Below are 20086 nucleotides of genomic sequence, written 5' to 3' on the forward strand. Positions count from 1 at the left end.
GCTAAGAAACGCTAGTTATACTATCACTTTTTTAACCCCACAATTAATGCTGCAATTTCTTCTGGTTTTTCTTCCTGCAGAAAATGCCGAGACGCCAACTTGTGTACCTCCTGCAAATTAGCTGCGGCTTTTATTTGGTTGCCGTAATGGGCAAAATCCAAAGCTGGGTCTTCTGCGCCCCATATAGCTTGAATGGGATAAGCCACGTTTTCAACTGCCTCATAACATAAGCGTTTAAACTCTTCTGACTTCTGAAAACTGCGCATGATCTTTAGAAAAGCAGCTCCTCCATCCTCACGTTTCAACAGATCTACATAGGCATAAATCTCTTCGTCAGGTATAGGATTGGCATCTATCACACCCATATTAGAGAACAGCAGGTGCCAGGTAGGGTGTATAATGGTTTTAAGTTCTGCCTCTCCCAGCACCGGCATTTCAAACGGGCGCATCGGTAAAGGCTTCTTAAAAGTGTCTACATCAATCCAGGTGTTCAGAATATTCAGAGAGAGAATCTTAGCTTTGTTTTCGGCAGCCAGCGCAAAACCAACGGGCCCGCCTATATCATGTATCAGCAAGTGGTACTGCTTTAAGCCCAGCACTTCGGCAGCTCGGGCACAAAAGCGTGCAAAGCTGTGAAAGGTATACTCAAAATCTTCCGGTCGATCAGATAAGCCCAGGCCTGGAAGATCAATACAGATGCCCCGCATACCTTTATCTGCTAATGAGTTGATAACTTTCCGGTATAAAAAAGAGGATGTTGGCACACCATGGATACAAAACACAGCTTCTCCCTCACCCTGATCCAGGACGAAGGTTTTGATGCCGTCTACTTGAATAAACTTACCAGCTTCCTGGTGTTCGGCTATGACTTGCGCTACTGTTCTGCTTTCGCTCATGGTGCTCATTTTTCAGGTGGAGTAGAGGCACTGGCAAATTTTTGCTTGCGCTCCCAGACCCATACCTACTGCTATGCGCATGAAATGGTTTATTTGCTATAGCAATTTTAACTGAGCATCCGTTAAATTGCAGACCTGCTTTAAGCAAAGAAGTAGCAGCTCGCCCACCACAGTTCTATGTATGAATAGGCGTTTGCTATACAAAGCTTGGCTGTAGCGCTTCGCTTTTCTTTGCTCAACAAAGCTCCTTGAAAAGCACTGCTGCAGAGAAAGCTACCATAACTCCGGGTTAATCTTTTGTGTTCTCATAGTCAATTACGGCACCAACCAGCGATGCGTGCACAAAGGTTTGTGGTATATTGCCCAGAAACTCTCCTGTTACCGGGTCTCCTTCTTCTGGCATTAGTCCAACATCATTCATAAAAGCCAGCGCAGCATCCATTATCTGCTTAAACCGTTCGGTATTTTTGCGCATCACGTAATACTGTGCCACCCAGAAAGTGCCCGCTAAAAAAGCGCCTTCTTCTCCCTCATAATCCACGAGGTGGCGGCGAAACAGGTTATGCTGGCAGTAATCTCGCTCCAGTACTTCTATTGTTTTCAGCACAGCCGGATCATCAGCATCAACATAAGCCCATATTGGAAACAGAATTGCGCTTACATCTACTGCCTCTGTACCCGGAAAAGCAGCATAAGCACCTTCTGAGGTGAGGCAGTTTTGTTGTACAAAGTTTCTTATTTCGAAAGAGGCTTGTTCCCAACGTTCCTTTTGCTCTTGCTCTTCACTAAGTTCAGCTATATACTTGAGGCTAATAGAGGCTACTACTTTACTTACAGTATAATGCTGCTTCTGTGTTTCCTCCCAAATACCATGGTCTTTCTCATGCCAGTGTGCCGCCAAGTAGTTTGCCAGCTCGCTTACCAACTGCCAATGCTCCCTCGTATCAAACTTGTTATAGATAACTTTTGCTGCCAGTAAAACATTGCTGATAGCATCCAGCTGCAATTGGCTATTGGCATTGTTACCTATCCTGATAGGCAGGCTTGCCTTATAGCCTGTAAGGTGATGTAACTCCTCCTCGCCAGGGGCTGGCTCAAAATCAAGGGTAAAAAAAGGCACAACAGGTTTATCAATGTGGTGCAAGGCGTTACAGATAAAGTCAAGGAACTTCCGTTCTTCCTCACCGTCAGAGCCTGCACGTGTCAGGGCGCTAGCGATCATGGCGGCATCGCGAAGCCATACATAGCGGTAATCATAGTTTCTGTCACCTTCCGGCACTTCAGGCAAGGACGTAGTACCTGCCGCTATGATGCCTCCGTTCTCGGCAAAAGTCATCATCCGCAGCACACGCAGTGAGTTTCGCACTTCCTTTTGGTATGCGCCGTGGTACGTTATATGACGGCTGATTTGCTTCCATTCCTGCAGCGTAGCTTTTCTTGCCTCCTCCAGCAACTGCTCCTCTGCTTTAAACTCCTGATCAGCCAAAACAAACCATGATTTTTCTCCTTCAGGCACAGCACAACAAATCGTATCTCCTTGTAATTGTAGCGGATGAGATGCAGACAAAAAAAGTGTTCCGTTTATACTTGCTGTGTTGTCCTGTAGCAGCAGCTCTACCTCTCCACGTGCATAATCGGGCTTTGGCTGTAATACTAGTTGCAAGTCTACGGGTGCTTCAGACAGAGACCGGCAAATTCCGGTAAAAGCAGTGCCCATGGGCATCCAGTCTTCTACCTGCAAAGCTCCTGCTGTATGTAGCAGGTATGTATTCAGGATCGCACTGTCACCGGTATAATGCCGTTCTTTAAATGTAAGGCCTTCGGCTATTATCTTCCAGGCTCCTCCATTTTCTATATCAAGCAAGCTGGCGAACACGGACGGTTGGTCAAATCGGCCGGGGCAATACCATACAATATTAGCTTGTTTATCGGTATAGGCGCAGGTACGGCGATCGCCAATTATAGCAAGGTCTTGTATCTTGGGTTGTAATATTGTCATAGGCTATGATGCTCTCTATCCGGCTGTTAAGTTTAAAGTACCACCCCTGGTGAAGGTTGAGCCGGAGCAGTTATCTGAATCGGCTCAGGCCAAAACAGCGTTCGCTTCGCAAGTTCCTCAGGCGGACAGGTGTGTTTGGAGCCTGCTTTTCGCGCGCTTCCTGCTCCGCCAGCTCTCTGCTTTAAAACATAAATACCTTTCCAGATGCCTATTTGTTTTACTCTGATAATCTTGCAGGCACACTTCCTAACCATCTCAACCGACCTTTTCTGCACGAAGCCTGCGTTTGCCCTGGTAAAGCTGGTTACTTTGGCTAGTAGTTACTTATACATAAAAACTGAAACAGTACCTGATAGCTTTAGGACCTTCCTGGCTTACGCAATACAGTTAAAACCGCTACAGCAAACCAGAAGCTTTTGCTATAACCCAAAAGCCTGCTTAAAACAAGAAGGTTTCGGGTGCCAAGCATAATGACATTCTCACTAATTATCGAGCTTCAGCTTACGGCGCAGCGGCTCAAACTTGTTTTTGTTTTTGGTCCAGTAGTCAATCATCATAGTGGCTTTTCGGGTAGCGCGGCTAACTTCTTCTTTCCCGCCCTCCAAGCGCCGAATTTCCTCCCAACCAGCTATCTGATAAGGAAAAGCTGAAGTATAAAAGATATGCAGTGTGCGTGGGTAAGCCTTATACTTTACCGTAAGCAACTGCAGCTCTGTTGCTGCAAAGCCAGCCATACTTTCCGTGGCTGGAGCGATGGTGATGGTGGCCTCCTCTGCCTCCAGTTGCTCATGTGTCAGGCGCTGGTCCAGCAGAGCAGGAATGAGCTTAACCTCTCCGGTTGGCACCTGCCTGGGGTGCAGGCGCAGCAGTGTCCAGAGGTTATCTTCGGGAATGGCATCAAGGGTAAGCTGCTGGTCGCTTTCCCGCTCGAAGTATGAAAAAAGCTGCGCTTTATACTTGCCGTTGTTGCGCTTGAGCTGTGTGTAAGTCTGCCCGCACCACTCCTGCACGCTCGCAGTAACCTTTACGGCCGGAATACTATCATAAACAGGCGTAAAAACCGACAGCATCATGGAATAGGGGTATATGCCAGTAATAAACTTCTTGGTCATGTTCAGCTTCAGTACCTTCTGGGCATCGCTTTCATTGGCTTGCGGCTCATCCAGCTTCACCTGTTTGTCCCTCCAAAAATCCTCGGTTACAAAAATGAGTACAGCCTCGCCTACTCTTTTCTCTCCATAGCGATACTGCTCCAGTTCATAGGAATTTAGCTCTGCCTTTCCCTGGTACCAATATTCACCAAAAGCATCATAATTTATACTTCGCTGGCTTGCGCCGGAGCAACCCAAAAGGCTGAAAACAAGACTAAGTATTAAAAGCTGCTTCATAGTAATGATTTTTGTAACGGTTCTTACTTCCTGCTGCAAGTATCCGTATGTGCCTGTTTTATACTTAGCTGGCTGCTAATGGAGCACGAGCGGATGCTTGAGCTAAAATATGCGCTTATTTATACTTTTAGTTGTAGAGCCTCATTCAGACTTCCTTTCAGCTCGGCCAAAGATTTCATACTGTTCAGCTCCTCTGCCTTCAGCAGCAACGTTATACTTCCATTTTGCCGCAGCGCCACCAGCGGGTACTTGTCATACACCTCTTTGTGCCTCCACTCGTTCTTATAAATAAATTCCACCTTTAGTGGCAGGCTTTGCAGATACTCCGCCCAGTCTTCAAACATAGTAAACTTGCCATAGGTAAGCGCACAGAGGCTACAGGCATAGGTGTCCGGAGAAACAATTTTATGCACCATGTCCGTCAGCTTGTTAAAAAAGCCTGTCTCAGCGTTATAAACAAACAGTAGTTTTGAGTCGCTATACTTCATATTTTTCTGTAGGACTGAAAAGAGTAGTAGAAAACCAGCAGATAACCTATGGCCAGCATCAGGTGAAACACCAGAAAAGCATATTCTCCTTGTGCCACACTCCAGGCCGCAGTGCCCAGGAACAGCAGCCCCAGTACCCCTTCCAGGTAAGTGGTAAAAGGTATTTTCAGGCTGCGGTACAGGTTCTCCTGCCATTGGTGTTGCTGCGCCTCCAGGTTAAATTTCGGGGTACGGATAAAAGGTGATCTACGTCCGCTCCAGCCCTCCCACACCGCTACGGCATTATGCAGCGCTAGCCCCATCGACATAGACAAAAACATCGGATAGTATACCACAAAGCTAAGCAGCCTGTTCATACCTGTAGTTTTTCCCAGGGCATTAGCCTGAAAGTATACCAGGCTTATCATAACAAAGCTGATCAGCATAAAACTGCCTATGCGGAAAACAACATCAGGAAGCAGGTTATTTACCTGTGCCCACAGCAATGGTATACTTGCCAGCGAGGCTATCAGTATCGCCACAAACACTGCACTGTTCAGCAGGTGGGCCATGGCGTGATATTTCGTGCGCAGCCCGGCACCTGAGCGCAACACCGTTGGCAAATGCTTTACGGCAGACTCGGCTCCGCCTTTTGTCCAGCGGAACTGCTGCGATTTAAGGGCACTCATAACCGGAGGCAACTCTGCCGGCGACTCAACAGCTGACAGGTATTTAAAGTCCCAGCCACGTATTTGCGCCCGATAACTCAGATCCAGATCTTCGGTTAAGGTATCATCCTGCCAGTTGCCGGCATCAAGTATAGTTGCTTTGCGCCAGACGCCTGCGGTTCCGTTAAAATTGATAAAGGCTTGTTGGCTGTTACGGCCGACCTGCTCTATAAAAAAATGTGCATCCAGGGCAAGCGCCTGCAGCTTAGTAAGTATAGAGTAATCCTGGTTCAGGTGTGTCCAGCGGGTTTGCACCATACCTAGCTTTACATCAGCAAAGTGCGGAATGGTTTGCTTCAGGAAGTATGGAGATGGTACAAAATCAGCATCGAAAATGGCAATGTATTCTCCCTGCGCCAGCGCCAGGCCATACTTTAAAGCCCCTGCCTTAAAGCCGCTCCGGTCCGGCCGGCGGATGTGCTGGAACTGTAGCTGCGGGTGCTGGTTTATACTATGGTGGATGATGGTAGTGGTTTCATCGTCGCTGTCGTCGAGCAGCTGTATCTCCAGCTTATCTGCGGGATAATCCAAAGCAGCTATGGACTGTACCAGGCGCTCTACTACGTATTTTTCATTGTACACCGGCAACTGTACCGTTACCATCGGCCATACTTCCGGGGCAGGTAGTGCTGCACTTTCGCCATGCTTGCTGTACCTGCTGAAACGATACAGCAGATGCGCCTGGGCCATGCCGTAAAACAAGACAAACAGCATAGCGCAGCCATACAGCACAACGCAAAGTATAATCAGGTATTCCATTAATTCAGCACCTTTACAGAATCATTCCCGGTAAGTATAGGAATGTCGGTAATGCGGCCCTGCTCCGGGCCATTCTCTAGCTTTAATACGCCTCTTGGGCAAACAGTGGCACAAATACCGCAGCCAACACAGGAAGCGCGCACTACATTCTGGCCCCGCTGTGCATACCAGCGCACATCGATGCCCATTTCGCAATAGGCCGAGCAGTTACCGCAGGAAATGCATTGCCCGCCGTTGGTCGTGATCCTGAACCTGGATTTAAAGCGCTGCACGATACCGATATATGCTGCCAAAGGGCAGCCATAGCGGCACCACACCCTGTTGCCCATCATAGGGTAAAAGCCAACCCCTATCACACCGGCAAAAGCTGACCCGATCAGAAAGCCGTACCATTGGTGCAAAATGTCTGTGTAATGTCCTAAAAGTGCGAAATCGGTAAAATAGTTGGCTATGGTCATAATTGTGATCACTACAATTATAACAAGAATAGGATAAACCAGCCACCGCTCAATTTTCCAGGCCTTAAGCGATTTATCGGAAAGATGCCGGTAAGGGTCTCCGGCAGTTTCGGCCAGTCCGCCGCAGCCGCACACCCAGCTACAGTACCAGCGTTTGCCGTAGAAATAAGTAAATACAGGCACGCCTACCAATGCCAGCAGCGTTCCCCAGATCAACATAAAAATGCCTACAGCACCGCCGCCCAGCATACTTGCCACGCTGTAGTCGAAATAGAAGTCGTAGTCGAGGGGCCAGATGTTTTTCAGGTCTTGCCAAGGGTTGTTGAGCAGCACCAGTATTTCCGGTATCAGAAAAGCAAAACTCAGCTGGAAAAACATAACCGATGAGGTGCGCACCAGCTGGTATTTATTTCCCTTATACTTGCGAAACATCCGCACGCCCATCACAAGTATAGCTAAAGTATAGAGTGTGCCATACATAAACCATTGGCTGGCTGGCCCTCCAGACAGTGCCCGGCTTATCGGATCAACAAGTATAGTCCAGTTTACGAGGTACTCCGGGTACCAGTACAGCAGTATGTAAACAGCTGTTAGATAAACTCCTATCGTAATCCCAACCCAACCCCGCGATTTGTTGGAAGAGATCATCACGCCGTTGTTTCTTACACCAGCAGGCTCACCACGATGCTTCGGCAGGATGTATAGCAAGGCACCAGCGGCGCCTAAAACCACCGTCAGAAAGAGCAGAAGCAATTCGTTGTGTTGCACAAAACCCTGGCTGGCTACTTTGGTAAGGGCAAAGGCGTAATCATCCCAGATCACGCGGTCCCATTGCTGGCTGCGTTGTTGTTCTTCGTTATAGTTATCGAGGTGCTTGTTGAAATCGGTGGCAAATGCAAAGCTGGATGAATAGGTTTTGCCCAATATCGGCTGTAATTCCTGCCTTAGCACCTCCACGTGTTCCTGCTTTATCGACTGCTCCAGTTGCTGCTCGGTAAGCTCAAACTGCCCCATAAACAGGAGCGCGTTAAAAAGCAGCAGGCAAAGCAGAAACACGCCCAAACCTGTTTTCTGTAGTATTTTCATGCGGTTGTTCTGCTTCCTAAAAATGATAAAAAGTTTCTCTTTTTCTTCTTAGGCTGCAGGTTTGTATTAAATTGTTGGATATAGGCCTGCAGCATCGCCCGTTGGTGTTTATCATAAAACTCTGGGTCAAAGCTGGCGCGGTGCATGCTTTCCAGCACCTGCTCTACCGTCCAATTATCTTTTAAAGCTTCGTCAAAAAACTCATGCCGCAGTCGCATACCCAAGGCATTTACCCCATGCAAGCGTTTATCGTTTCCGTTAAAAACTGCCCTGAATGCAATCTTGCCACTTTCATGCTCCCAGTAAAATGATTGTACTGGCTCGCTCCACGTAGTCGGTACCATGCCATAGGTTTGGTATTCGATGTCGAAAAACTTAGCAGAGTTAAACCAGGGGCCAGGGTTATACTTTACCGGCTCCCGCGTCAGGTTATGCGCCAGCGTTTCGCCGTGCATGCGGCCTGTGTACCACACCTGCTCTATGTTCTTCCGATACGGCAGCGGCACCCGGTATTCAACACAATCGCCGATGGCGTATACATTGGGAACGTTAGTGGCAAAATGCTGATCTACCAGAATGCCTTTATTTACCTCTAAGCCTGTGTGGCGCACCAGCTCTATGTTAGGGTGCACGCCTACCCCAATGCCTACAAACCCGCAGGCAATTTCTTCTCCAGCTGTGGTAACAATAGCTTTCACACGACCTGTACCGTCATCTATTATTTCCTGTAGCTCGGTCTCCAGCCGCAGGTCAATGTGGTGCTCGCGCATGTGGCGCATGATGAGCTCCGATTCTTCAGGCGGCAGCACACTTCCCCAGAAGTGCTTTTCACGCACCAGGAAAGTGACAGGAATGTTCCGGCTCAAGATCATCTCGGCCATCTCAATACCAATTAAGCCTCCTCCTACCACCACGGCACGCTGGCAGTTAGCGGTGTTGGCGTTCATCTTTTCTAAATCCTGGTAAGTATACAGCCCCTGCACCCCCTCCAATTCCTGCCCCGGCCAGTTAAGCATATTCGGTTTAGAACCCAATGCCAGAATTAAGATATCATACTTGAGCGGCTGGTTCGCTTTTAGCTGTAGTTCTTTATTCTCAAAATCTATACTTAGTACCCAATCATACACCAGTTTCAGGCGGTTCTTTTCCCAAAACCAGTCCTCGTAGGGCTTAGTATGCGCATACTTCAGCTGCCCCATAAAAATGTACATCAGGGAAGTGCGGGAGAAGAAATGCTCTGTTTCGCCGGAGATAATGGTGATCTGCGCTTCGCTGTCGCGTTTGCGGATGTGGCGCGCGCAGGTTACACCCGAGATACCATTACCGATTATTGCGATGCGGCGGCCTGGGGTGTTCATGCAGAAATCAGCTATCGGTTTTGTTTCCTCCATAAAGGTGGTTTGGCTGTTGGTTTTAAGGGCTTGATTCCCCTGCTGGTTATACTACAGCTTTCTTCAAATTTACCTGAAAATAACCGTAGCTGCCGTACTTTTATACTTAAGTTGAAAGAGTGGGGCTTTGTTTAATGTGATGGCGTAATATTAGCTACGTTTATAAGTGTCTTTTTGGACTTATGGCTTTATGAGGTGATTATCGTTTCACTTACCTTTAGCATCTATCTGGCTATCGCTAGCCTTCCCCTGTCCCCCGTCATGGTGCAAGTCTTCTGACTTGTATCCTAGAATGATGTTGAGTTTGTAACTCAAAGGCTTGAAAAGCCATACCTATATTAGCAGCTGCTACACTTGGCACGGCCATACTTGCTTTGCCGCTGTATATGCATCTTCAAACAAGTTATCCTTTCTAGTTACAGTTCATCCTCTATCTCCCATATACCTACTGTTTCACCTTTTGCTTTGGTGCGCTCAAGCCAAGGACTGGAACAGACAGATAGCTACTGCTAACGGAGCTTCAGCTGGATTCCCTCCTTGAGGAGGGCAGGGAGGTGTTTCTTCTATAGCCGAAACTACAGTGCTTATACTACAAAGAAGACAAGTAAATACTGACCGATGATAAGGAAAGACCAAGTATCAATAACGTATTTCAAGAGAAAAACTCCCTCTTTCTCACCATACCCACCTCTCCTCCGCCTGTAGAATATAAATTACAAACTATATTTGCCTGAACATTTTGCTTTATTTCCTGTAAAGAGAGTAGTTGAACAAGCCCCTAGCACATACCGCTGTATTACTTTTTACCCGAACTTCAAGCGAAGAGGCGCGTGTAAAACGCTTTTGCCGGAGTAAAGGCAAAAGCAAAGCTGTGGCTTCTCAGCTCATTTTTCGTACGAAACAGGTAGTGCGGCAAGCGGGGCTTCCGTTGGTAATAATCAACTCTGCCAGGCAGCAGGGCAACAGCTTTGGCGAGCGACTGCAGCATGCCATACAACAGGTTTTTGAGCAAGGGTATGAACAGGTAATCTGCCTCGGAAATGATGCACCCGGCTTAACCCCTGCTACCTTACGTGCCGCCGCTGATGCTTTGCAGCATAAGGCATTTGTATTTGGTGAAGCGACAGACGGTGGGGTTTACCTTCTGGGACTGCACCGCCACACTTTGCCAGCGCTGAACTTTTCCGCTATTTCTTGGAATACTTCACTGGTCTTTGAGGAACTCTGCCAGCAGACGAGTCCTACAGCAACAGCCATACTTGAACCAATTTTGGCAGATGCTGATAATGCCGCGGCTATACTTGCTTTTTCCTCGCAACGTAAGCTGGGGCGTTTTGCTGATTGGCTGCGCACACTTTTGCTGGCCACCCCTTCTCAGTTTATACTTGACACATCTTACACACTACAAGCTAATGCTATACATGTAGGCCTGCGCGCGCCTCCTTTTGCCTGATACTGCTGCCCAAAAATCTTATCAGACAAAATCTATAGCACTAGCATGAGACAATTTTTACTCATACTTGGGTATTTTATATCCATATCTGCCGCCTTTGCACAAGGCGCCATCGAAGTAACCATACTTAACCCAAAACTAGAACCTGTAAAGGACATACAGGTTACAGCCAGTAACGAAGCCATTGGCTTCAGCGCCACCAAAACAACCAACAGCAACGGTATCGCCACCTTTAGCGGACTAAACACCGCTGGCAGCTACACCATCCTTTCTTCTGAAACCGATTCTTATGCGCTCACTTCATCCGAGCCTGTAACGCTGCGCTCTAACTTTAAACGCACCGTTTCGCTGGTGCTGCCTTTTAAGCGTGAGGTTGATTTGCAAAGTGTAACCATTGTGGCTCCAAGCGCTACACGGATCAACATGTACAATGCTGAAGTATCGTCGGAGATGCGGATTTCTGAGATCAGGGAGCTGCCGGTAGAGGGACGGGACTTATCGCGGATGCTGTACCGGCTCCCCAACGTAACGCAGGCAACTGGTTTCTTTGCGGAAGCACCTAACATCAGTATCAACGGAGCAAATCCTATTTTCAACAACTACCTGATCGACGGCCTTGACAACAATGAGCAGTTTTTAGGTGGGTCACGGTTTAATGTACCTATTGGCTTTGTGCAAAACGTGTCGGTGCTTACTAACAATTACTCCGCAGAATTTGGCAACACAGGTAATGGCATCGTCAATATCACTTCTAAGTCAGGAAGTAATGAAATACAGGGCGAAGTATTCTTCCTGACACGGCCCGGTTTTCTGGATGCCTCCTCTCACTATGCCCAACGCGACTTATCAGGCAATCAGGTAAAGGATGGATTTCAGCGTTACCAGGCTGGCTTTGGTGTGGGTGGCCCGATTATCAAAGGGCAAACCTTTTACTATCTCAACTATGAGCATACCACAGACCTGAAAGACAACTTGCTGAATAGCCCGGCGCTGGGCGTGAACGAAACAGTGCGCGGCAAAAACTACTTCAATTATGTTTCAGGGAAGATTGATCACTACTGGAGCGACCGCTTTCACTCGGCCATACGCGCTAATGTGGGCATCGTGGGCATCGGCAGACAGGCAGGTGGCCTAAGTGGTGGTCTCAATTTTCCTTCATCGGCCAGCGACCAGGTGCGCAACTCTCTCAACCTGGCCAGCACCAACGTGTATACAACGGGCAACCTGACGCTGGAGACAAACCTGCAGTATGCCCGCTTCCGCTGGGATTATGTATCACCGGATAACCCAACGAGTCCGGACGTAACGGTGGCTGGCCCAACCGGTGAAGTAGTAGCTGTGCTTGGGCATCCTGGCTATGCCTTTGAAAGTATACAGCACACACTACAGGCGCAGCAAAAAGCCACCTGGACCAGCGGCATCCATACTTTTAAAGCAGGAGCCGAGATAATGAGCACCGATCATGAACTGTTTGGCGGTGGCAACCCCAATGGCAGCTACCGCGTGCAGCTTACGCAGGCTCAGCTTGATGGGCTACGTGCAGCAAATCTGGGGACAGGATTAGATATAAACAACATTCCTTCTGATGCTTTGGTCACAAATTATGCGGTAGAGTTACGGCCAACATCCTTCGGCAAACGGCAGAACATCTACAGTTTATACCTGGAAGACCAGTTACAGGCTACCAACCGCCTGAACCTGAACCTCGGCCTACGCTACGACTACGATAACCTTTCGCAGGGTGGCAATGATAAGGGCGATTATAATAACATCTCACCACGCCTGAGTTTCAACTATCAACTTACGCCAAACAGCACCATCCGTGGGGGCTTTGGTTTGTTTTATGATAAGATCCTGTACACCGTTTACTCTGATGCATTGCAGCAGAACAACAATTCTTCAGACTTCAAACGCCAGCTTGCCTACTATGTGGAGCAAGGTATACTTCCGGCTGATACCGACCTTAACCGTGTGACTTTTAACGGCAATTTAACTGTTGGGCAAAGCAATAATGCTGGCTTACCTTATGCATACTTACAGGGCCCGCCGGCCGAGAGCTTTGCTGAGCAGCGCAATTTGTTCAGCAACGAGCGTCGCATTCTTAACCCGAACGGCTATGATAACCCGTACACGCAGCAATTCTCGCTTGGCTACCAACTACAAATGGCCGCAAACAAGCTTTTTTATGTAGACCTGGTATACAATAAAGGTCGCAACCTGTTCCGCACTGTGAACCTGAATGCGCCTGCTGCCTGGGACTATAGTCGCAGCCAGGAAAACGGTATTGCCCGCAGCAGCGCCTGGGCTGATAAAACCCGCCCGCTACCGATCTATGGCAACTATGCCATTATAGATGGAGAGCGTGTGGAGGGTGTTGCCAGAAGTTTGGTGATGACAGAATCAGAAGGAGAAAGCAACTATTACGCTGCCAGCTCTAATTTACAGAAAGACAGAGCCGAAGATAACTTCTCATATCGCCTGATCTATACTTTGTCTTACCTCGAGAATAATACCGAGGACATTAACTTCCGGGCAATGGATGCCAACAATTTTGCAGCCGAGTGGGGGCCCAGCATCAACGACCGCCGCCATGTCATCAATGCCATTTACAACTATTACCCGGTGCAAAACCTGACACTAACGGTGGCAGCACTCCTGCAAAGCGGCCAGCCAATTAACCGCATACCAGATGCCTCACAATATAGGGTGGTGGGCAGCAATGGAAATCCGATCCTTAATGCTAACGGAGATCCTATTTTCACAAATGACCTGAATGGAGATGGTTCTGCATTTGGTGATGCCTATGTAGGCAACTCTGATCGTCAGCCTGGTGAAGAGCGTAACTCCGACCGCCTGCCCTGGTCCAATACATTTGATGCAAGTGTGCAGTATTTTATACCTTTCGGAACTGACCGAAGCAATGGACTGGAACTTCGTGCCGATGTTTTTAACCTGTTCAACGCGGAGAACCTGAGCGGCTACAGCAACAATGCTACGCAGAGCAATCAGATTCAGGTTGGCCCAGCCAGCAGCGGTGTCCTGGTTAGAAGGAATGCAGCTCCGCCACGCCAATTTCAGTTTGGGCTGAGATACATCTTTTAATTACGAATTAGGAATGAGAGCACATGGTGCAAGTTTTTGGCCTTGTATCCTAAAAAGATGCGAAGTCTGTGACTTTACTGGAGTCAGCGGCTTCAAACGAATAGCTACAAAGCTACTGTTCTAGCAACAACAGAACATTTCTATCCATAATCAAAGCTTACACATGCAAGTTAAAAACTTGTCTCATGCAACACCACAAGTTACGCTCTCGCTAAACTTGCGGCATAAAATATAAAATTAAAGTTAAGTCTCTCCCCTTTCTTGTCTTTAGGTAAGGGGCCGAGGGAAGATTAAACTATGCAAAAACTCACGATACTCCTGCTCTCCCTCACGCTGCTGTTCAGCAGCTGTGGAAACAAGGCAGAACAACAGCTGGATGTGCAGCAAGCCGATTGGCAAAGTATAGAACAGGCGGCCAAAGGCTCTACCGTTCAGATGATGATGTGGCAGGGCGATCCGCTCATCAACCAGTACATGGAAGACTATGTAAAGCCGCAACTGCAGCAACAGTATGGCGTTACGCTTGAGATATCTTCTGGCCAGGGCAAAGATATTGTAGGGCTGGCACTCGGCGAGAAAGAAACCGGTAAAGAGACCAGCGAGTTAGATGTAATCTGGATAAACGGAGAAACGTTTTACCAGCTTCGCCAGCTCGATGCGCTGTATGGTTCTTTTACCGAATTGCTGCCGAACAACCAGTACGTTAATTGGCAAAACCCTTTTATTTCCCGGGATTTTCAGCAGCCGGTAAATGGTATGGAAGCCCCTTGGGGCAACGTGCAGTTAGCGTTCATTTACAACTCCGCTAAAATAACAAATCCGCCTGCCTCTTTTGAAGAACTGGAAACTTACATCGAAAGCAACCCCGGCACCTTCACTATCCCAAATGAATTCACCGGTATGACCTTGCTCAAATCCTGGCTAATTGCCCTGGCCGGAAAAGGAGAATTGGCAGGTGATTTTGATGAGGCAAAGTATAAGCAGTATAGTCAGCAGCTGTGGCAGAAAATCAACAACCTGAAGCCATACTTCTGGAAACAAGGACAGACATTTCCAGCCACGCTTTCGCAGCTGCACCAGCTGTATGCCAACGGCGAAGTTAACTTTACATTCAGCAACAACGACAGCGAAGTAGATAATAAAATCCTGCAGGGCGTTTTTCCGGAAAGCTCCAAAGCCTATGTGCCAAAGCCTGGCACAATCCAGAACACGCACTACCTGGGCATTATGAAACAGTCGGGAAACCTGCCGGGGGCGCTGGTGGTCATTAACTTTTTGCAATCACCGGAAGCACAGTACCAGAAGGCTAGTCCAGAAGTATGGGGGGATGGCACAGTGCTCGCGACAGAAAAACTTCCAGTCGAATGGCAGCAGAAGTTCAGCAACATCCCAGCCCGTAAAAATGCCCCCGACCGTTCGGCCATACAAGACCGAGCCTTTGAAGAGCTAGCTCCTGAATACATGATCCGTTTGTATGATGACTTCAGAACACAGGTTATTGAGCAAAACTAAAGCAGGTGCAGGTGTATACTTGCGCCTTGTGTTCCTGTTGCTGGCTGTAGTGCCCGTGGCAGGCGGTTTGCTCTATGGCCTGGCCTATAGTTTGGGGGTGACGGGTGCCCTTTCCACAGGCTTTACCTTCCTGCATTGGCAGCAAGTGCTGGGAAATGGCGCTTTGCTGCACTCACTGACTTACAGTTTATACATTGCGCTGATCGCTATTACTATTGCCACCGCCACAGCGCTGTTCATGACTTTATACTTTAAGAAAAGTCTCTCCTACGGTGCCTTAAGCTACTTTTTATACTTGCCCCTGACTATTCCCGCTATGGTCACAGCTTTTCTGGTGTTTCAGCTGCTTACCAAATCCGGGCTTGTGTCACGGATGGCTTATACGCTGGGCTTTATATCAGATTTGCAGCAATTTCCGGGTTTGGTGCACGATGCCTTGGGCTTCGGAATTATACTTGCCCATGTGCTGATGGCGGTGCCGTTTCTGACGCTGCTGTTCCATGCCATCTACCAGGAGCAGGGACTTGAAAACCTGAAGCAGGCATCGGAGAATTTAGGTGCCGATAACGCCTATTTCGTAAAGCGCATCGCAGTTCCTACTTTACTGAAAACGGCTGCCCCCAACCTGTTGCTATACTTCATTTTTATACTTGGCTCCTACGAGATCCCGCTGCTCATTGGCAGCCAGCAACACCAGATGGTGTCGGTGCTGGCAGTGCAGAAATTTCAGCGTTTTAACCTGCTCGACATACCGCAGGGCTATGCCATCAGCGTAGCGTTTACACTCTTTGTGCTGCTCCTGCTCTCGCTCACTTTTAAGAAACTTCAGCGCCATGCTTAGGAATACACTGACCGTTATACTTGTCTCAGCCGTGCTGCTGCCATTCCTTTTTTTCGGGATACTGTCGGTGGGGCAAGCCTGGTTTTACCCCGGCATTCTGCCGCAGCGCTTCACCTGGGACAACTGGCAACAGCTGCTGGTGGGGCAAAGCGAATTGCAGCTAGGGCTACTGATCTCGCTTATACTTGGTGTGGGCGTGGCCATACTTGCCACCTTATCTGGTTTTGTGATCAGCAAAGAAATTGCACGGGCAAAACATAAAAACCGGTGGCTGTTGCTGGCTTACTGGCCTTTCGTGCTCTCGCCGGTAGTGTTGGCCGTACTGGTGCAGCGCTTCTTCCTGCTGACAGGTATGAGTGGTGAAGTGATCGGTGTTTTGCTAGGACAGCTTATACTTGCCTTTCCTTTTGCGGTAATTTTTTTCCAGAGTTTCTGGAGCCAGCAGGTACTGCAACTCGAGCAGCAGTCGCAAACATTAGGCGCATCAGCTGCTTATACTTTAAAGAAAGTGCTGCTGCCGCTGGCAAAGCCTATGCTGCTCATCTGCTTTTTCCAGACTTTCCTTATCTCCTGGTTTGAGTATGGGCTGACACAGTTTATTGGTTTGGGCAAAGTAAAAACGCTTACTATTTTGGTGTTTAAGTATATAAATGAGGCTAATATTTTTCACGCGGCCCTGGCTTCGCTGCTGATTATGCTGCCTCCTGCGCTGCTGCTGTGGCTGAACAAACGTTTTGTTTTTAGAGGAATCTGATGCTGACAATACAGAAGTTACATAAAGCCTATCAATCGCAAACGGTGCTCGACCAAATATCACTGGAGTTGCCGCAGGGGCAGATACTGGCTATACTCGGCCGCTCTGGTTGTGGCAAAACCACCTTGCTTAAAGCTGTGGCAGGCTTACTTTCTCCGGATGCGGGTGCTGTGAGTTGGTCTGGCACAAGTATGGATACTGTGCCGCCGCGTGAGCGGGAGATGGTGTACCTGTTTCAGGAGCCATTGCTGTTCCCGCACCTCACTGTTTTTGAGAACCTTGCCTATGGTTTGCGTGTTCGGAAAGAGACGGAGCAGGAAATTCAGCAGAAGGTAGGCGAAATGCTGGAGGAATTAGAACTGCAGGAACATGCACAGAAAAAGCCAAATCAGCTTTCCGGAGGGCAGCGGCAGCGGGTAGCTTTTGGCCGTGCTATTATTTTCACGCCGCGCGTGCTGTTGCTGGACGAGCCTTTCGCAAGCCTTGATGCCCAGACCCGCGCCACCATGCAGGCGCTGTTTCTGCGGTTAGTTAAAAAGTTTAACATTAGTGCTCTGTTCGTAACGCACGATGTAAAAGAGGCCTTGTTAGTAGGCGACAGCTTTGCTTACATGGCTGCCGGAAAGCTCCAGGTTTATACTTCCAGCGAGGCCTTTATGGGAGACCCTAAAACAGGTGTAAGCGACGAACTGACCTTCTGGAACAAGATTGAACAAAAGATTAAGTACCAATCATGACGCAAGACTTCAACCATATAGAATCTGTTTACTGGGTTTTCACGCAGCTTTGCAACGACCAATGCGACCACTGCTACAACAATTCGGGCCCTTATGGCGAGCGTATATCGGAAGAAGACTGCATGGCCATCATCGAAAACCTGCCCGATAGTATGGACCGGCTGATTCTATCTGGTGGAGAGCCATTGGCAGATAAAAAACTGCTTTACAAAATTCTGGACAGGCTGCAGGCGCGTTACCAGGGCCGGGTGCAGATCATGCTGCAAACAAATGGCGATCTGCTGAATGAGAAGATACTGGACAAGCTGCTGGAAAAAGGCGTTACCCGCTTCGACATTGCCAGCATCGACCGCTATCACAAACACGCCGGAGCCCGACTGATGGAATTGGCTGATTTATTTGCCAGCCGTGGTGTAAACGGAGAAGACAAAGACCCGCTTATCGAAAAAGACACTTACATTACCAAGCACAAGGCCAGCTGGGGCTACTGGGGTGCTACGATTGATATGTGGCTGGGCGGCAACTGGGCACGCGGTCGTGCATTCGAGAAAGGGCTGTGGAAGGCAGATCCTGATCATAACTTCTGCGCCATTTTATCCGGCGGCAAGGGTTTTTTAACCGGGGCCGAAGCTATTCCGCAGGAAATTTCCATCCAGCTCTGGAAGATCAACCCCTGCTGCCCTGGCACCAAAGTACCACTAGGCGACGCCCGCTCCGAAAAAGTAGCCGATGTGCTGCAGCGTATTTCAAAATCAGAGATATGGCAGAAGATAAACGAGGGCAACCCGCTGGCGCTTGGCGAAAGCATAGGCATTTCTGAAGAGCATGCAAAAGAGCGCACGGCACAACTGAAGAATATTTGCCTCTGGTGCGATGAGTTCTTTGAAAAGCATTACCAGGGCGAGGCGCTAGAGCGGAACTGCAGCGGTTGCCAGCGTTAAAATGACTGTTAACTTAGAGTCACTTTCCAGAAGAGCGCTAAAAGGTTTACACTTTTAGCTTGATGATAAAGGTACTCCCTTTCCCTTCGGTGCTTTCTAATAGTATAGCGCCGCCGTTATTCTGCACAATACGCTTAACAATATACAGACCGATTCCTGTGCCTTTTACGTGCTCATGCACACGCTTAAACAGCTCAAAAACTTTTTCTTTGCTGTTTTCAGGAATACCTACCCCATTATCTTTTACCTCCAGGTAAAAATCGTTTTCCTGCTGCCAGGTTCTGATATTGATAACAGGAGTTTTGTCAGGAGACCTGTACTTAATGCCGTTGCTGATTAGGTTATAGATGATACTTTTCAGGTTATGTTTGGCGAAGTGTAATTGAGGAGCTGCAGTGCTATCCACCTCTATTACAGCTTCTGCTGCACGAATCTCAAAAGATACAGACTCCTTCACCTGTTCCACTACGTCATCTATCCTCAACAGTACCGCCTCCTGCTCGAAGTTCTTCTGTATGCGCGCTACCTCTGTCAGGTCTTCTACTGTATTTTTGAATCGTTGAATAGAAATTTTGATATGCTCCAGCTCTGCCTCTACCTGTTGTTTATCGTCACCCAAACCATATTCCAGCAGCGTTACCAGCCCCTCAATATTTAGTATGGGTGATTTTAGGTCGTGCGAAGCAGTATAAACAAAAGTGTCTAAGTCATTATTCAGGCGCTTCAGATTAGCGTTCATCTCCTCCAGCTCCTCTAAATGCACCTGTGTGCTACGTTGTGCCAGGGTCGCCGCTGTAATATCATTGATGATCAGAATTCTGAACCGGTTAGAGGCCTGTTCCTGAACTCTGGCCAGAGATAACTCTAAAAATTTCTGTTCTTTCTGCAGCTTCAGATTAAATACTTTTTTAGGTATCGCTATTGGCTCTTGTTGCAGAAAAACATCGACATCCTTTTGCATCTCTTCCGGAAAAAGAACCGCCAGTGAGCGTCCAAGAATCTCTCGCTCAGTTTTTTTAAAAAGATGTGCCGCATATGTGTTGATGGTGAGCACATGTCCATGTTCAGAAACAAGTATAGCGCCAATGGGAGCTTCTTCCAGTACTTTGGCGGTGAATTCTCCCCGTACTTTATCTAGTGACGCTTTGCTAACATCTACTTGTGTTACGAACGATTGGCTAAAGTGGCGAAAGCTCCTACGCTGTTCGGTTCGCTGCAGTGCATCCTGCAGTATATCTACCAAACGTTCTTTTACCTGGTTTGAAACGCACTGAACTGTGTGTCCTATAAAGGGCGAAAACTGAAGTGATTGCTTTACACGCAGAAAGTTATGTTCATCATTAATAATCAACACCGAAAGTTGCTTATCAGCGGCATAGGCCTCCTGCGCTACCCTTATCGGATTCCCGACTTCTTCACCAATCAGCAGCGTACCGCTTTTTTGTAGTTTACTTGTAGCATCCTTTATTTCCTGCTCTGTTATTTCTGCCAGTGTTATACTTTGCCTTTGCAGGTTTTCTTCTAATAGAACAAGTGTAGCATGGTGAAGCCCTGTATATAAAATTTCAGTCATG

15 protein-coding genes are annotated in these 20086 nt (G+C 48.1%); 7 read left to right on the plus strand and 8 right to left on the minus strand.

Features of this window, described 5'->3' with window-relative positions; all coding sequences use genetic code 11:
- Nucleotides 1-23: 23 nt before the first annotated feature.
- The 7 genes from ACFQ2O_RS02305 to ACFQ2O_RS02335 all read right to left on the minus strand — a co-directional run bounded on the left by ACFQ2O_RS02305 (nucleotide 24) and on the right by ACFQ2O_RS02335 (nucleotide 9172).
- Nucleotides 24-896 (minus strand): alpha/beta fold hydrolase, encoded by an 873-nt coding sequence (locus ACFQ2O_RS02305; protein WP_377522591.1) that lies wholly within the window; start codon nucleotides 894-896, stop codon nucleotides 24-26.
- A 289-nt stretch (nucleotides 897-1185) separates the two neighbouring features.
- The gene (locus tag ACFQ2O_RS02310; RefSeq protein ID WP_377522592.1) at nucleotides 1186-2895 is read right to left on the minus strand and encodes a glycoside hydrolase family 15 protein; all 1710 of its coding nucleotides are present in this window, start codon (nucleotides 2893-2895) and stop codon (nucleotides 1186-1188) included.
- A gap of 482 nt (nucleotides 2896-3377) precedes the next feature.
- Nucleotides 3378-4283: a hypothetical protein gene (locus tag ACFQ2O_RS02315; protein ID WP_377522594.1), complete on the minus strand. Its 906-nt coding sequence runs from the start codon at nucleotides 4281-4283 to the stop codon at nucleotides 3378-3380.
- A 119-nt stretch (nucleotides 4284-4402) separates the two neighbouring features.
- Complete coding sequence (locus ACFQ2O_RS02320; RefSeq protein WP_377522596.1) at nucleotides 4403-4771, minus strand: hypothetical protein; 369 nt, start codon at nucleotides 4769-4771, stop codon at nucleotides 4403-4405.
- Nucleotides 4768-6237 carry a cellulose synthase family protein gene (locus ACFQ2O_RS02325; RefSeq protein ID WP_377522597.1) on the minus strand — a complete coding sequence of 490 codons (1470 nt, stop codon included), beginning with the start codon at nucleotides 6235-6237 and terminating at the stop codon, nucleotides 4768-4770. The genes ACFQ2O_RS02320 and ACFQ2O_RS02325 overlap by 4 nt, the downstream gene beginning before the upstream one ends.
- A complete protein-coding gene (locus ACFQ2O_RS02330; protein ID WP_377522599.1) occupies nucleotides 6237-7781 on the minus strand; it encodes a 4Fe-4S binding protein in 1545 nt (514 codons plus the stop codon). The genes ACFQ2O_RS02325 and ACFQ2O_RS02330 overlap by 1 nt, the downstream gene beginning before the upstream one ends.
- Entirely contained in the window at nucleotides 7778-9172 is a 1395-nt protein-coding gene (locus ACFQ2O_RS02335; protein ID WP_377522601.1) for an NAD(P)/FAD-dependent oxidoreductase, read from the minus strand. The genes ACFQ2O_RS02330 and ACFQ2O_RS02335 overlap by 4 nt, the downstream gene beginning before the upstream one ends.
- Nucleotides 9173-10043: 871 nt before the next feature.
- On the opposite strand from ACFQ2O_RS02335, the gene ACFQ2O_RS02340 reads away from it, so the two are divergent.
- The 7 genes from ACFQ2O_RS02340 to ACFQ2O_RS02370 all read left to right on the plus strand — a co-directional run bounded on the left by ACFQ2O_RS02340 (nucleotide 10044) and on the right by ACFQ2O_RS02370 (nucleotide 18512).
- On the plus strand, nucleotides 10044-10625 hold the full coding sequence (locus ACFQ2O_RS02340) for a TIGR04282 family arsenosugar biosynthesis glycosyltransferase (protein WP_377522603.1): 582 nt from the start codon (nucleotides 10044-10046) through the stop codon (nucleotides 10623-10625).
- Nucleotides 10626-10670: 45 nt separating this feature from the next.
- Nucleotides 10671-13727, plus strand: a complete 3057-nt coding sequence (locus tag ACFQ2O_RS02345) for a TonB-dependent receptor (protein WP_377522604.1) — start codon at nucleotides 10671-10673, stop codon at nucleotides 13725-13727.
- Nucleotides 13728-14024: 297 nt separating this feature from the next.
- Nucleotides 14025-15239: an ABC transporter substrate-binding protein gene (locus ACFQ2O_RS02350; protein ID WP_377522605.1), complete on the plus strand. Its 1215-nt coding sequence runs from the start codon at nucleotides 14025-14027 to the stop codon at nucleotides 15237-15239.
- Nucleotides 15226-16080, plus strand: coding sequence for an ABC transporter permease subunit (locus ACFQ2O_RS02355; RefSeq protein WP_377522607.1), 855 nt, complete (start codon nucleotides 15226-15228; stop codon nucleotides 16078-16080). The genes ACFQ2O_RS02350 and ACFQ2O_RS02355 overlap by 14 nt, the downstream gene beginning before the upstream one ends.
- Nucleotides 16073-16834, plus strand: coding sequence for an ABC transporter permease (locus ACFQ2O_RS02360; protein WP_377522608.1), 762 nt, complete (start codon nucleotides 16073-16075; stop codon nucleotides 16832-16834). Before ACFQ2O_RS02355 ends, ACFQ2O_RS02360 begins: the two co-directional genes overlap by 8 nt.
- Nucleotides 16834-17571 (plus strand): ABC transporter ATP-binding protein, encoded by a 738-nt coding sequence (locus ACFQ2O_RS02365; protein WP_377522609.1) that lies wholly within the window; start codon nucleotides 16834-16836, stop codon nucleotides 17569-17571. Before ACFQ2O_RS02360 ends, ACFQ2O_RS02365 begins: the two co-directional genes overlap by 1 nt.
- Nucleotides 17568-18512 (plus strand): radical SAM protein, encoded by a 945-nt coding sequence (locus ACFQ2O_RS02370; protein WP_377522611.1) that lies wholly within the window; start codon nucleotides 17568-17570, stop codon nucleotides 18510-18512. Before ACFQ2O_RS02365 ends, ACFQ2O_RS02370 begins: the two co-directional genes overlap by 4 nt.
- A 46-nt stretch (nucleotides 18513-18558) precedes the next feature.
- Here the strand turns inward: ACFQ2O_RS02370 and ACFQ2O_RS02375 are convergent, their stop codons facing one another.
- The gene (locus ACFQ2O_RS02375) at nucleotides 18559-20085 is read right to left on the minus strand and encodes a sensor histidine kinase (protein ID WP_377522612.1); all 1527 of its coding nucleotides are present in this window, start codon (nucleotides 20083-20085) and stop codon (nucleotides 18559-18561) included.
- Nucleotide 20086 lies beyond the last annotated feature (1 nt).

The sequence above is a fragment of the Pontibacter rugosus genome, from assembly GCF_042678745.1.
Lineage (GTDB): Bacteria > Bacteroidota > Bacteroidia > Cytophagales > Hymenobacteraceae > Pontibacter > Pontibacter rugosus.

Coding starts and splice junctions, on each gene's coding strand:
- ACFQ2O_RS02305 (WP_377522591.1), bottom strand. CDS start 896: ATGAGCGAAAGCAGAACAGTAGCGCAAGTCATAGCCGAACACCAGGAA.
- ACFQ2O_RS02310 (WP_377522592.1), bottom strand. CDS start 2,895: ATGACAATATTACAACCCAAGATACAAGACCTTGCTATAATTGGCGAT.
- ACFQ2O_RS02315 (WP_377522594.1), bottom strand. CDS start 4,283: ATGAAGCAGCTTTTAATACTTAGTCTTGTTTTCAGCCTTTTGGGTTGC.
- ACFQ2O_RS02320 (WP_377522596.1), bottom strand. CDS start 4,771: ATGAAGTATAGCGACTCAAAACTACTGTTTGTTTATAACGCTGAGACA.
- ACFQ2O_RS02325 (WP_377522597.1), bottom strand. CDS start 6,237: ATGGAATACCTGATTATACTTTGCGTTGTGCTGTATGGCTGCGCTATG.
- ACFQ2O_RS02330 (WP_377522599.1), bottom strand. CDS start 7,781: ATGAAAATACTACAGAAAACAGGTTTGGGCGTGTTTCTGCTTTGCCTG.
- ACFQ2O_RS02335 (WP_377522601.1), bottom strand. CDS start 9,172: ATGGAGGAAACAAAACCGATAGCTGATTTCTGCATGAACACCCCAGGC.
- ACFQ2O_RS02345 (WP_377522604.1), top strand. CDS start 10,671: ATGAGACAATTTTTACTCATACTTGGGTATTTTATATCCATATCTGCC.
- ACFQ2O_RS02350 (WP_377522605.1), top strand. CDS start 14,025: ATGCAAAAACTCACGATACTCCTGCTCTCCCTCACGCTGCTGTTCAGC.
- ACFQ2O_RS02360 (WP_377522608.1), top strand. CDS start 16,073: ATGCTTAGGAATACACTGACCGTTATACTTGTCTCAGCCGTGCTGCTG.
- ACFQ2O_RS02365 (WP_377522609.1), top strand. CDS start 16,834: ATGCTGACAATACAGAAGTTACATAAAGCCTATCAATCGCAAACGGTG.
- ACFQ2O_RS02370 (WP_377522611.1), top strand. CDS start 17,568: ATGACGCAAGACTTCAACCATATAGAATCTGTTTACTGGGTTTTCACG.
- ACFQ2O_RS02375 (WP_377522612.1), bottom strand. CDS start 20,085: ATGACTGAAATTTTATATACAGGGCTTCACCATGCTACACTTGTTCTA.